This is a genomic window from Flagellimonas sp. 2504JD4-2 (genome assembly GCF_053642935.1).
Genome location: NZ_JBSIOV010000003.1, coordinates 894,121 through 907,117, shown reverse-complemented (window position 1 = coordinate 907,117; position 12,997 = coordinate 894,121). Strand labels below are relative to the sequence as shown.

General features: G+C 39.5%; 14 protein-coding genes and 1 rRNA gene. 8 read left to right on the top strand and 7 right to left on the bottom strand.

The window, feature by feature from the left end:
* Nucleotides 1-7: 7 nt before the first annotated feature.
* The 4 genes from rrf (at nucleotide 8) to trhA (ending at nucleotide 3,726) form a co-directional block, all read left to right on the top strand.
* A 5S ribosomal RNA gene (rrf, locus tag ACULLH_RS15320) occupies nucleotides 8-119 on the top strand.
* A gap of 244 nt (nucleotides 120-363) precedes the next feature.
* Entirely contained in the window at nucleotides 364-1,677 is a 1,314-nt protein-coding gene (locus ACULLH_RS15315; protein WP_454089622.1) for a hypothetical protein, read from the top strand.
* Between the two features lie 69 nt (nucleotides 1,678-1,746).
* On the top strand, nucleotides 1,747-3,081 hold the full coding sequence (locus ACULLH_RS15310; RefSeq protein ID WP_454089621.1) for an amidohydrolase family protein: 1,335 nt from the start codon (nucleotides 1,747-1,749) through the stop codon (nucleotides 3,079-3,081).
* Between the two features lie 6 nt (nucleotides 3,082-3,087).
* The gene (gene trhA, locus ACULLH_RS15305; protein ID WP_454089620.1) at nucleotides 3,088-3,726 is read left to right on the top strand and encodes a PAQR family membrane homeostasis protein TrhA; all 639 of its coding nucleotides are present in this window, start codon (nucleotides 3,088-3,090) and stop codon (nucleotides 3,724-3,726) included.
* Between the two features lie 11 nt (nucleotides 3,727-3,737).
* On the opposite strand, the gene ACULLH_RS15300 is transcribed toward trhA, so the two are convergent.
* Complete coding sequence (locus tag ACULLH_RS15300) at nucleotides 3,738-4,424, bottom strand: ZIP family metal transporter (protein ID WP_454089619.1); 687 nt, start codon at nucleotides 4,422-4,424, stop codon at nucleotides 3,738-3,740.
* 55 nt (nucleotides 4,425-4,479) lie between these two features.
* Here ACULLH_RS15300 and ACULLH_RS15295 point away from each other — a divergent pair, with 55 nt between their 5' ends.
* Nucleotides 4,480-5,658 carry a THUMP domain-containing class I SAM-dependent RNA methyltransferase gene (locus tag ACULLH_RS15295; RefSeq protein WP_454089618.1) on the top strand — a complete coding sequence of 393 codons (1,179 nt, stop codon included), beginning with the start codon at nucleotides 4,480-4,482 and terminating at the stop codon, nucleotides 5,656-5,658.
* A 24-nt stretch (nucleotides 5,659-5,682) separates the two neighbouring features.
* On the opposite strand, the gene ACULLH_RS15290 is transcribed toward ACULLH_RS15295, so the two are convergent.
* The 5 genes from ACULLH_RS15290 to rlmD are packed head-to-tail and all read right to left on the bottom strand — an operon-like array spanning nucleotide 5,683 to nucleotide 9,079.
* Nucleotides 5,683-5,979: an antibiotic biosynthesis monooxygenase family protein gene (locus ACULLH_RS15290; RefSeq protein ID WP_454089617.1), complete on the bottom strand. Its 297-nt coding sequence runs from the start codon at nucleotides 5,977-5,979 to the stop codon at nucleotides 5,683-5,685.
* Between the two features lie 10 nt (nucleotides 5,980-5,989).
* Nucleotides 5,990-6,337: a VOC family protein gene (locus ACULLH_RS15285; protein WP_454089616.1), complete on the bottom strand. Its 348-nt coding sequence runs from the start codon at nucleotides 6,335-6,337 to the stop codon at nucleotides 5,990-5,992.
* A gap of 14 nt (nucleotides 6,338-6,351) precedes the next feature.
* On the bottom strand, nucleotides 6,352-7,128 hold the full coding sequence (locus tag ACULLH_RS15280; RefSeq protein WP_454089615.1) for a DUF6048 family protein: 777 nt from the start codon (nucleotides 7,126-7,128) through the stop codon (nucleotides 6,352-6,354).
* Nucleotides 7,109-7,636 carry a DUF6452 family protein gene (locus ACULLH_RS15275; protein ID WP_454089614.1) on the bottom strand — a complete coding sequence of 176 codons (528 nt, stop codon included), beginning with the start codon at nucleotides 7,634-7,636 and terminating at the stop codon, nucleotides 7,109-7,111. Before ACULLH_RS15275 ends, ACULLH_RS15280 begins: the two co-directional genes overlap by 20 nt.
* Nucleotides 7,637-7,666: 30 nt before the next feature.
* Nucleotides 7,667-9,079 carry a 23S rRNA (uracil(1939)-C(5))-methyltransferase RlmD gene (rlmD, locus tag ACULLH_RS15270; protein ID WP_454089642.1) on the bottom strand — a complete coding sequence of 471 codons (1,413 nt, stop codon included), beginning with the start codon at nucleotides 9,077-9,079 and terminating at the stop codon, nucleotides 7,667-7,669.
* Between the two features lie 125 nt (nucleotides 9,080-9,204).
* On the opposite strand from rlmD, the gene ACULLH_RS15265 reads away from it, so the two are divergent.
* The 3 genes from ACULLH_RS15265 to rocD all read left to right on the top strand — a co-directional run bounded on the left by ACULLH_RS15265 (nucleotide 9,205) and on the right by rocD (nucleotide 11,524).
* A complete protein-coding gene (locus ACULLH_RS15265; RefSeq protein WP_454089613.1) occupies nucleotides 9,205-9,762 on the top strand; it encodes an RNA polymerase sigma factor in 558 nt (185 codons plus the stop codon).
* Nucleotides 9,752-10,138, top strand: coding sequence for a DUF6768 family protein (locus ACULLH_RS15260; RefSeq protein ID WP_454089612.1), 387 nt, complete (start codon nucleotides 9,752-9,754; stop codon nucleotides 10,136-10,138). Before ACULLH_RS15265 ends, ACULLH_RS15260 begins: the two co-directional genes overlap by 11 nt.
* A 141-nt stretch (nucleotides 10,139-10,279) precedes the next feature.
* Complete coding sequence (gene rocD / locus ACULLH_RS15255) at nucleotides 10,280-11,524, top strand: ornithine--oxo-acid transaminase (RefSeq protein ID WP_454089611.1); 1,245 nt, start codon at nucleotides 10,280-10,282, stop codon at nucleotides 11,522-11,524.
* A gap of 44 nt (nucleotides 11,525-11,568) precedes the next feature.
* Here rocD and ACULLH_RS15250 read toward each other — a convergent pair whose 3' ends face one another.
* Nucleotides 11,569-12,882: a carboxypeptidase-like regulatory domain-containing protein gene (locus tag ACULLH_RS15250; RefSeq protein ID WP_454089610.1), complete on the bottom strand. Its 1,314-nt coding sequence runs from the start codon at nucleotides 12,880-12,882 to the stop codon at nucleotides 11,569-11,571.
* Nucleotides 12,883-12,997: the final 115 nt, after the last annotated feature.

Here is a 12,997-nt window from a genome sequence, read left to right as displayed (position 1 = left end):
ATAAAATCTAGGTGGCCATGGCGACGGGGCCCACCCCTTTCCATTCCGAACAGGGAAGTTAAGCCCGTTTGCGCCGATGGTACTGCCACACCAGGTGGGAGAGTAGGTCGCCGCCTTCCTTGAACCCCGATTCATCATTGAGTCGGGGTTTTTTTATGGCATACGGACACGGTGGGAGAGCCCGCCCGAACGTACCCCGCCAGAACCGCCTGTCGGGCTGGCGTCCGGTACGGGCGGGTAGGTCGCCGCCTTCCTTGACCCTCCTTAGTCTTACGACTTTGGAGGGTTTTTTTATGCGCTTTGTTTTCTTTATGATTTGTTTTCGTAATTGGATATATTTAAAGAATAAACCAATCACACTACATGAGTAACGATCCCAACAACAAAAAGTTCAAGCAGTGGCTTGATATTCTTCAACAAGAAAGTTGGCAGTTAGAACTAATTATTTCCGGTTTTGCCATTTATGGGTTGTTCATGGTTATTGAGCCCATTGAAATTGCAAATATCGAAGCGCAGAACAACGATAATATGTATCGAACATTTATGATGCAAGGATTGTTGGTCTCCTGGTACATTCTTACCATAAATCTGCTGATTCATGTGGTATTAAGAGGCCTGTGGATTGGTGCAATTGGATTGCGTTATGTCTCAGGAGATATAGATTATGATGAATTGAATTATAGTCCAAAATTTAAAAACCATTTGCTTAAGCGAGTTGGCTCTTTCGATAACTATGTTGCCAAGCTCGAAAAATATTGTAGTATAATCTTTGCCGTAACTTTTCTACTGCTTTTTTATTTACTTGGACTATTGGCGTTGTCATTTGTATTTACCCTTTTGGGGTTGTGGATTGATAGTGAAAACACCTCTTATATTGTACGTTACTGGATAGCTATTCCTTTAATAGTCGCTTTGGGCATTGGGACCATTTTGACATTTATAGATTTTGCGACCCAAGGATGGTTGAAACGTAAGAAATGGACAAGTTGGTTTTATTATCCGATATATTGGCTTTTTAAATACTTGACGCTTTCTTTTTTATATCGTCCAATTGTCTACAACTTCTTGGACACTAAATTCGGTCGTCGATTAAGCTTGATTTTGGTACCTCTCTATCTGGGATTGACCATATTGGCAGGAACAGGCTTCAGCACTTCAAATTATTGGCATAAAGATTTGAATTCCAATTCGTTTATAGCCAATATGGAAAACTATGATGACGCGGTGGAAAGAAATACCACTTACGTCAACTTGGCATCTATACCTTCCAAGGTAATTACTGACAACTTCTTGAATGTTTTCATTGTTTATGGGCGTACTATTGAAGATGACGTTTTTTATTTCAATGAGGAATTGAAACCAGAAGAAGATAATCGCGGATTGCATTCTACTTTTCAAACGGGTAAAATAAGATGGCAAAATCGACGTAAGCTTCTAACGGAGTATATGACTACACTCAAAGAAATGTACCGATTCAAAATAGATAGTACTTCGTACGATTTTGATTTAGTTTATACCCAAAATCAAAGAGAACAAGAAGGTTTTGAAACTTTCTTGGATATTGGCGATTTGGTCAACGGAAAACATGTGCTGGAAGTGGCCCGGAAGGACCACCAAGAAGACAGTGTGTATTATCGTAGGATTGTTAGAATACCATTTTGGTATTACCCAGAATGAACCTGATATAAATTTTTTAGTAAAGGTTGAGCGTAATACCTATAAGTTTAATTAAGAAAAGTAAGACCCATGAGAACATTTTTAATCTTAATTTTTGTTTGTTTTTGCTTTACAATCAGTGCACAACAGGGCAACTTAAAAGCTTTGGTTGGTGGAACCTTAATAGATGGGTTTGGTTCAGACCCTATCAAGAATAGTGTAATATTGATTGAAGGGGAACGCATAAAGGCCGTCGGAACGGTAGAAACACTTCCTATCCCAAAAAATGCAGAAGTCATTTCAACAGAAGGAATGAGTGTTCTTCCAGGTCTGTGGGATATGCATGTACACACCATGATCAATGGTCATGCCGATTACGCGTATTGGGACAAAACCTATCCACCTTTGTTTGAGGATGTTATCATGCCTTCTTCAGCGCACCAATTGTTAATGGCCGGAGTAACCAGCGCTAGGGATTTAGGAGCGCCATTAAAAGAAAGTATTTCTGTGCGGGATAGAATAAACAATGGGGAAATACCCGGAGCTACCCTCTATGTTTCAGGACCTTTCATACAACATAAACCATATCTCGGAACCGAAGCGTTTCGATGGGGAGTCAATGGCCCAGAGGATGGAAAACGAAAAATCAAAAAGCTTGCAGATGCAGGGGTCGATGTGATAAAACTGATAGACCAAGACCAAATGACCATGACAGAGCTCAAAGCCATTGTGGATGAAGCCCATAAATACAATCTAAAGGTGGTAGCACATGGACATCGGCCTGAAGAAATTAGAAGAGGATTGAAGGTGGGGGTCGACTGTTTTGAGCATACAGGATTGTCTTCCGCACCTCAATATCCGGATGATGTCATCGAAATGATAAAGGAGCGCACCGCACAGATGAACAAAGGCCCCTTGTTTTGGTGCCCTACGGTTGAAGGGCTGTACAACTATGAATATGTAAGGGATAATCGTGAGAAATTGGATAACGATTCATGGCATTTGGGTTTACCGGATAGTATTATTGCCGATATTAAAAGGAGTATCAAACATCCTGATAGATTACCTTATTTTCAGTTGACACCTTCAAGAAAACCCACTCTAAAAACCAAGATCCATCAACTTTTGGATGCCGGGGTTGTTCTGATGATAGGCACTGATAGTGGTATTCCAATGAAATTTCATAGTCAGTCCACTTGGAATGAACTGGATGTGTGGGTAAATGAGTTTGGTATTGATCCTATGTATGCCATACGTTCCGCAACCTATTGGCCGGCGTTATGGATGGGCGTTGCCAATGATGTGGGAACCATTACTCCTGGAAAATACGCTGACATTATTGCTGTAGATGGAGATGTGCTACGTTACATAAGCTTGTTGCAAGATGTAGACATGGTCATCAAACACGGTAAACGCTATAAATAGGGCTATTTGACTTCCAACCCCAAATCTGTTTTAATCGAGGAAAAATGGAATGCCTATTCCCATGGTTTGGGATTGGTACTATCTATAGTTGGTTTTGTTTTATTCCTTCAGAAAGATTTAAAAGGAACTCCCTTTCTCTTAGGGAGTATCATAGCGTATAGTATTTCCCTTATTATCTTGTTTAGTGCTTCAACCGTTTATCACGCAGTAAACAGTCCTATACTCAAACGAAAACTACGGATTTTAGATCACATCAGTATTTATTACCTGATAGCCGGCACCTATACCCCGGTTTGTTTGACCATTTTGATAAATTCCAAGGGATGGTTGTTATTTTATGCCGTTTGGGGAATTGCCCTTTTTGGAACACTGCTCAAACTATTTTTTACAGGAAAGTTTGAAGTTTTTTCATTGGTACTTTATGGGGTAATGGGATGGTTGGTGGTAATTGATTATCCTTTTCTTTCAGAAACTATATCGTCTAAAGGTTTATTCTATTTAGCTCTCGGCGGAGCATTCTATACAATTGGCATCTTGTTCTATGCCATAAAGAAAATATCATACAACCATTTAATATGGCACATTTTTGTGCTTGGCGGCGCTATTAGTCATTGGTTGATGATTTTAACAGAAATCCTTGATTAACTTCGATACAGCTATATAAAGTAGGCAATCCCGACCCCTAAAATAATCACTATCAATTTTTGAAGGTTGAATGAATGGCCTTGGGAACTCTCAAAAAGAATTATGGTTGAGATGTGTAAAAATACACCAATAGCCAGGGCTGTAAATACTCCCGAGTAGGCATCCATCCAAGGGGATTGTGCCAAATAGCTGCCTATAGGGGTCATTAATGAAAAGGCAAGAATGAACAGAATAACCGCATTTGTCTTCAATTTTGAGTTAATCAAAAAAATACTGAGTATTACAGCAACTGGTATTTTATGAATCAAAATTCCGTATAAAATGGAATTATTGCCATGAATAGGTACCCCTTCAATAAGAGCATGCAATGACAAGCTCAGAAATAGCATAATGGGAAACGTAGTCTTTTCCAAATCCAAATGCACATGACCGTGCTCCGCACCTTTTGAAAAGAACTCCAAAAATATCTGAAGTAAAATCCCGGTCAGAATAAAAATGGCAATCGTTTTAGGCTTATTGTTCTCATATACTTCAGGAAGCAACTCAAAAAAGGTAAGTGCCAACAAAAATGCTCCACTGAAAGCCAATAATAACTTAATGTTCTTCTTATCCTTAGGTTTTATTACCCAAACAAAAGTAAAACTACCCCAAACGGCTAAAATAGGTAATGTAAAAACCATCCAAAATGGAAAATCCATAAGCTGCGTTGAAGGGCCAAAAATAGCCTATTTTTACGGAAAGATTTTGAAAAGTATGGCAGGGAATTTTAAAATGTTGGCTAAAACGTTGTATGGCTTCGAACCCCTTTTGGCAAAGGAGCTCCGCAATTTGGGAGCAGGGCACGTAAAGGAAGGGGTTAGAAATGTTGCTTTCGAAGGAGATACTGGTTTTATGTACAAGGCGAATCTTTGTCTTCGAACTGCATTAAAAATCTTTAAACCGATAGCTAACTTTAAGGTATTTAATGAGAAACAACTTTATCAAAATGTATATCGCATAAATTGGCCAGAATATTTTGACCACGAAAAAACCTTTGCGATTGATACCACGATGCATTCGGATGTGTTCAACAACTCTATGTTCGTTTCGCAAAAAGTAAAGGATGCATTAGTGGATAAATTCAGGGCGGTTGACCGTAAGCGCCCAAGTGTGAATACCCAAGATCCGGATGTGCGAATCAATGTGCATTTGTATAAGAACTTTTGCACGGTGTCTTTGGACAGTTCGGGAAGTTCTTTGCATCAACGTGGCTATCGTATTGCGACCAATATAGCGCCGATTAATGAAGTGCTGGCAGCAGGATTACTGTTGACAAGTGGTTGGGATGGACTTACGGACTTTCTGGATCCAATGTGTGGAAGCGGTACATTTTTAATTGAAGCTGGAATGATTGCCTGCAACATTCCGGCAAATATCAACAGAGAAAACTACGCTTTCATGAATTGGAAGGATTACAATGCTGAATTACACCAAAAAATTGTTGATACCAGTTTAAATAAAACGCGAGAATTCCACCATAAGATTATTGGGTATGACAAGGCTCCTTCAGCGGTGCGCAAAGCCCAAGAAAATGTATACAATGCTAATCTTTCCGAATACATAACCATTGAACGGAAAGATTTTTTCAGGACCGAAAAACCCGTGGATTCAAAATTGCATATGGTTTTCAATCCCCCTTATGGCGAACGTCTTCAAATTGATGTAGAAGATTTTTATGCAAAAATAGGAGATACGCTAAAACAGCACTACCCAGCAACAGATGCTTGGTTGATTACCTCCAATCTTGATGCATTGAAGCATGTGGGATTAAGACCTTCAAGAAAAGTAAAGACCTTCAACGGAAAATTGGAATCCAGATTGGTCAAGTATGAAATGTATGCAGGAAGTAAAAAGGGAAAATACCAAACCGACGATGCAGATACTATGGATTAGCCTCCTAGGTTAATGAGCTATTTTCTAAATAGAAATATTGAAAAAATGCTCAACGGAACACGAATCAATATATTTTTCCATGCCCGAAGGAATATGGGCTTCGTTCCACTTTGCTCCTGCAAATTGTATTAAATCGTCCTCAGATGCCCATTTGGAAATCATAACAAATGTATTTGGATTCCATTGGGTGGGCCTCGCAATATCAATGCCCAAAAGACCCTTTTGACCTTTTACCAAGGGCACGGAAATCTCTTTGAATTTAGACTCAAACTCCGAATGTTTTGTTTGGGGAACTATTGCGGTGAAAATCCTTATGATCATTTAATACTTGTTATTTATCTGACCAAACCGCCAATTCATTGCCAGCTGGATCGGCAAAATGAAATCTACGTCCGCCAGGAAACGAAAAAATTTCCTTTACTACTTTTCCACCAGCATTTACAATCGCTTTTTGAATATGCAAAAGATCTTCATGGTACAGGACAATCAAAGCTCCATTGATAACATCCTCATCGCTTTTTTCAAAACCACCTTCGAGTCCGCTCTCTGCAAATGAAGTATACGTTGGTCCATAATCAGTGAATGTCCAACCAAAACATTTCGAATAAAACTCCTTTATCTCTTCAAGATTTGAAGCTTTGAATTCAACATAGTTGATTTGGGTATTCTTGTTTTTCATGCTTGTGAGACGTATTAATTCTCCTCTTGAACCGGAGGTGTTTCCTTTTGCTTTTTCTTTTTGGATTTTTTGTAGAACGGAATCAAATAGGAGATGGAATAATTATAGCTCACCCCAAAATTACTTCCATCGGTAACTTTATTGAACCCTGGAATCCATAGATTGGGAAAGCGATCCTCTTCCTTATTGGTGACCAAAAATCCGAGACGCGCACTCATGCCAATATAAATATTGGCAAAAAGCTCAGCCTTGATACCAGCTACAAATTCGAGCCATGAAGCAGTGCGACCACTGAATTCCTCCCCTGGTTGCGCACCGACCAATAAATTGTCAGGATTGAAAAACCGATTGCCCTCGAAAATGTTGTATTCATTTAGGGTCTGACTAAAACTGGCAACGGCATAGCGTCCTCCAATGATGATGGAGTTGCTCATACCAAACCAATTTTCATAAGTGTTTATCTCAACACCCAATTTTAGATAGCTCCCCGAAGTAGTATAATTGTACAAAAGAGTGTTTCCCAACCCCTCTGATTGAGTCCTTTCCTCGTTCCCTATTTCTCCTGCCAAATATAGTTTTTCTGTCAACCTATAGTCACCAACCAATTCCAGACCTGTATAATCTTCATCCGCAAATGACAAAACCAACCGACTTATATCGGCACCAACCCGCAAACCATATTCTTGTTTGTGTTCCACAGTATCCTTGGGTTGCAAATCAATGGGCTCGTCTTGACTGATTCCATAAAAGGAACTTGCTAAGCAAAAAAGGCTAATGAAATATCTTGACATGGATATTATTAGAGTTTTCTATGGTTTGTTGAACAATGGTTATATCCTGGATCCAATTGGAAGTGTCAGAAGTCAGGGATACATCCAAATCATCATAATTTATCACAAAACCGCATGCCCTTGAAACAAATGCTTCCCTTGTACTGTAGTTAATTGTGAGGGTGTCAATGTTACCTGTTTCCTCTGAAGTATCGGCATCGTCCGCAGAATTGGTAATAAACTGAAATTGGGTGCTGTTTGAGGCAATTTGTAAAGGGACCAATAATGAATCGGGCGAATTGGAACGATCCGTAAAGTTGAATGCCTCGGAATCTGATAGAATTTGATCGTTATCGATAGCTTTTATGCGGATGGAGGTTACACGACTGTGTTCATCTGGATTGTCTATATCAAAAAAACCAATGTACAATAAAGGGGTATCGCCATCAACACAAATGTCATCTTTTTCGCAGGAAGCCATGTAAATGAACAGGAAGGCTATCAGTAAGATGGGAAGTATTTTCTTCATTCTAAAACTAAAAACAGATTTTATCAAAAATTATACCCGTTTCTCCAAAAGTACGACATTTTCAACGTGGTGGGTCTGCGGAAACATATCAACCGGCTGCACCTTTATCACTTTATATTTTTCATCCAATAGAGCCAGATCCCTGGCTTGGGTTGCGCTATTGCAGCTTACGTAGACAATTTTCTTTGGAGCGGCCAACAAAAGTTGTTCCACCACCAATTTGTGCATGCCGTCACGCGGTGGGTCGGTAATAACAACATCGGGCAATCCGTGTTTGTCTATGAAGGCTTCGTTGAATACATTTTTCATATCACCTACGTAAAAATCCACATTGGTGATATTATTAGTTTGGGCATTTACTTTTGCATCTTCAATAGCCTCGGGTACCGACTCCACACCAATTACTTTTTTGGCATTTTTCGATACAAATTGGGCAATGGTGCCAGTTCCTGTATATAAATCATAAACTAATTCGTTTCCTGTTAACCCTGCAAAGTCACGGGTGATTTTGTAAAGTTCGTAGGCCTGTTCGGAATTGGTCTGATAAAATGATTTGGCATTTATCTTAAATCGAAGCCCTTCCATTTCCTCAAAAATATGGTCATTCCCGGCAAAACAGATGACCTCTTGGTCGTAAATGGTATCGTTTTGTTTTTGATTGATAACATAAAGCAAAGATGTTATATCTGGGAACTTTTGAGCTAAGTGATTCAATAGCAGTTCCCTTTTTTCTTTGTTGTCATCACAAAATTGAATCAGTAGCATGATATCCCCAGTTGAAGCAGTTCGTAACATCATGGTTCGAAGTTGGCCTGTCTGCGTTCTTGGGTTGAAAAATGAAAGCCCATTCTTAAGGGCAAAATCCCGTATTTCCAAGCGGATTGCATTTGAAGGATCTTCTTGGAGATGACATTTTTTAACGTCCAAAATTTTATCCCACATCCCCGGAATATGAAACCCCAAAGCGTTTTTATCATCGATAGGAATTTCGGAATCAATTTCTTCTTGGGTGAGCCATCTGCTATCGGAAAATGAGAATTCCATCTTGTTGCGATAGAAATATTGCTTCCTTGAACCCAATATTGGGGTTGTTTCAGGCAATTCGATATTTCCAATGCGCTTTAAATTGTTCTCAACTTCTCTTTGTTTGAATGACAGTTGGTGTTCATAGGCCATATGTTGCCATTTACATCCGCCACAAACCCCAAAATGCTCGCATTCTGGAGTAGTCCTTTTATCGGAAAGTGTATGAAAATGGGTGGCAATGCCTTCAAAATAGGCCTTTCTCTTTTTTGTGGTCAACACATCTACGACATCCCCTGGAACGGCATTGGATAAAAATATCACTCGTCCATCAGGAGCTTTGCCTACCGACTTTCCTTTGGCTCCTGCATCGATTACCTCAACATGTTCAAACGTTCTTCGCTTGTTTTTTCTGCGCATGCCGCAAAAGTAAGCATAGGTTTTCATAAAGAACAATTAACTTGAAGGTTGAACCAGTTAAAATCTTCTTTTTTTTGAACCTTTTTGATTGGTTACCGTCTTTAAGGTATAAGCAGACTTGTTAAATGAATAAAAAGAAACGTCAAGTCGATGGTCAGTTGATCCAGGATTTTCAATCTGGAGATAAAAAAGCCCTGGTGGTTTTGGTGAAGCGATGGCACAAAACCTTTTGCGATAGGGCCTATTGGATTGTCAAAGATGCAGATATGGCAAAGGACATTGCCCAAGACTGCTGGCAGGTAATCATTGATAAACTTGATCACCTGAAAGAGCCTGAAAACTTTGGTGCTTGGGCCATGCGGATTGTTTATACAAAATCCATCGATGCGATTAAGGCGAACAATAGGATGAACAAGGTTTGTGACCACCTGAAGCATGAGCAAATTGATACTGACACAACGGAGCCATCGAATATTGATAGGGTAAAGCAAAATCTGTTAAAGACGGTAAATACCTTGCCCGAACAGCAACAAATGGTTGTCCGTTTATTTTATGTACAGGACTATTCGCTAAAGGATATCAGTGGAATGTTGGGCATATCGGTAGGTACGGCAAAATCCAGACTATATCATGCGCGGGAAAAATTAAAAACAATATTAAAAAACAGAATTTATGAAAACTAATATGGAAGATATTGACAAATTAATCAAAGAGACGCTGACCCAAGAAGAAGCGAAGTTTTATGATCAATTGGACGAACAAAACCTATTTCAAATGTTGGGAGGGCTGTTCAAAGGGAAAAACTCCTGGCTTGCATTTATTATGAACATTTTGATAGCTGTGGTCTTTGGATTGCTCATTTATTGTCTAATACAAACATTTGATGTTGAAAATACGAACGATTTGATTCTCTGGGTAGGTGCTGTTGTGCTCTGCTTTTTGACCATAAGTATGCTAAAGATCTATATGTGGATGCAAATACATAGAAACGCTTTAATACGAGAAATGAAAAGGTTGGAATTGCAGATTTCATCGTTATCAAACAAGTTGCCTGAGTAAGTTTTTTATAAAAACAGCCCAATATTTATTACCTTGCAGACCTCTTCAGGGATGATTTCTCTCCCACGCTGCTTTTTCGAACTTTCGAAAGAATAAAGGTGATGTAGGAATAGTTGTTTGATTAATTTAAACCTAATTAAAATGGCTGTTTTAGAGCATTTAACATCGCAGCACGCGATAGATTTAGAAAACAAGTACGGAGCCCACAATTACCATCCACTTCCTGTTGTATTGAGCAAGGGTGAGGGAGTTTTTGTTTGGGATGTTGAAGGAAAAAAGTATTATGACTTTCTTTCAGCGTATTCCGCGATGAACCAAGGGCATTGCCACCCTAAAATTGTTGGGGCGATGACCGAACAGGCCAAAACCTTGACCTTAACGTCCAGGGCATTTTACAATGATATGCTGGGCCAGTTTGAGGAGTATGTGACCTCCACTTTTCAGTTTGATAAACTTTTGCCCATGAACACTGGAGCAGAAGCCGTTGAAACTGCATTGAAAATATGCCGAAGATGGGCTTATCAGAAGAAAGGAGTACCGGAAAATCAAGCTAAGATTGTGGTATGCGAAAACAATTTCCATGGACGTACTACAACCATTGTTTCATTTTCCAATGATTCGGTGGCCAGAAAAAACTATGGTCCTTATACAGCAGGCTTTATCCAGATTGAATATGACAACCTAGCAGCATTGGAGGCAACTTTGGAAAGTGATTCCAGCATCGCAGGGTTTTTGGTCGAACCGATTCAAGGTGAAGCTGGTGTCTATGTCCCTTCTGAGGGGTATTTGAAAGCAGCCAAGGCGCTTTGCGAAAAACACAATGTACTTTTTATTGCAGATGAGGTTCAAACCGGAATTGCGAGAACAGGTAAAATGTTGGCAGTGGACCACGAAGAGGTAAAACCCGATATATTGATTTTGGGCAAGGCCCTTTCCGGAGGAGCTTATCCAGTATCCGCCGTTTTGGCCAATGACGAAATCATGGAAGTTATTACTCCGGGTAGTCATGGAAGTACCTTTGGTGGAAATCCGGTGGCGGCAGCTGTAGGAATGGCGGCGTTAGAGGTGGTAAAAGAAGAAAACCTCGCTGAAAACGCAATGGAACTTGGGAAATTGTTCAGAGAAGAATTGAACAAGTTTATTCCTTCGTGTGATCTCGTGGTTAAAGTGCGTGGAAAAGGACTGCTCAATGCAATTCTTATCAATGATGTGGAAGAAAGTTCCACAGCATGGGACATCTGTATGGCATTGAAGGAAAATGGACTTTTGGCAAAACCCACCCATGGTAACATTATCCGATTTGCACCTCCATTGGTCATGGATAGAGAGCAGCTCATGGATTGTGTTTCCATTATCATAAAAACACTGCAAGAGTTTAAGAAATAAAAAAAGCCCCTTTTTAGGGGCTTCTTTGTTAAAAGATTTTTGTACTAAGGAGCAGAGTTACCTTCTTTGGATTTAGCTCTGCGCAACTGACGCTGGATTTTTCGTATTGCGGATTCAATGGATTTTTCTGGTTCGATGATATTGTATTCGCCCCAAAAATCTGGATCAGAAAAACCAATGGCTTCATCACTTAGTATTATTGACTTTTTGACACGGTCCCTGTTTTTGGGTAGTTCTCCTGTAACATTTTTTTCCCAATCGGTTATTGCCATCTCAGCTGTCATGCTGTATACTGAATTAAATAATTTATCTTCCCAGTCCACCTTGAATTCCAGCAGGACATTACTGTATCCATAATACCATTTTCCACCTTTTTCCCGGTAATCTACTCTATAAGCAACTTCTGTGGGCCACACATCGACTTTTGCAGGTTTCCTTCTAACAAAAAGCTTTGCAGCCTTGACCTTATCTGTAATATTCAAAGTGTAGATTGCACTGGTCAATGTCTTTTGTTCCACATCAATAAAGAGTTCACCTTTATAAAGAGGTTCGGTAATGGTCTCAAATTGATCAAACTTAATAACGTAGATAAGTTTATCATTGATCCTTGTGGAACGGCTGAAAGTAAACTTGTAATTATCAAAGGCCCCATTAGAAAAGATATACTCTGGGTATTTCATAATATCGACATACAAGGTGTTGAAAGGACCTCCTTGTAGCTTCAAAGCCACTGTATCCAATTTACTATAGTCGGTACTTTTTCTGGCTTTGTATAGTTCCACGGCATCCCTTCTGAGCGAATTATATGGGGATTTATAAATATTGACCACTGCTTCAGAAAGCGATACGTTTCTTTTTCTCTTTTTTATGGTCTCGCGGTAAAAGGCTGTCATTAAGGTAGGATCATCAAAATAATTGTCTCCCTTCCTTGCCAGAGTTTCCCTAACCAGGGCAGCGGCATCCTTTGGAGCATTGATATTCACCTCGGTCAACTCTGTAACTGAAACAACCAAGGAAATTTTGTTTTTTTTCGGTTTGAGTTCCGAAATAGAGATGGTTTTGCTTTTATACCCTAAAAAAGAAACCACCAAGGTACCATCGGTAATGGTATTTGGAATTTTTAATAAAAAAGCACCTTCGGTGTTGGTGATGGTACTAATGTTGGTGCCTTCAACAGAAAGTGTCGCAAACACAAGGGGGTTGTTGGACGAAGCATCTGTTACCTCACCTTTGTACTGTGAGAAACTCTCTTGTTCTTGAAATCCAAGTGCTCTGGAAGTACCCGCTATCAGCATCAGACATAGGGAAAATGTCAACACAAGGGGCTTATACTGAAGATTTAGCCATTGTTCATTCATAACGACTTCATTTTTTGATTATAACTATTACCCTAAATTAATGATTTTTAATGATATATAGAATCCGTTAACTCGTGTGACGGAGTATTCAAAACCGATGCACACAGCCTAAATT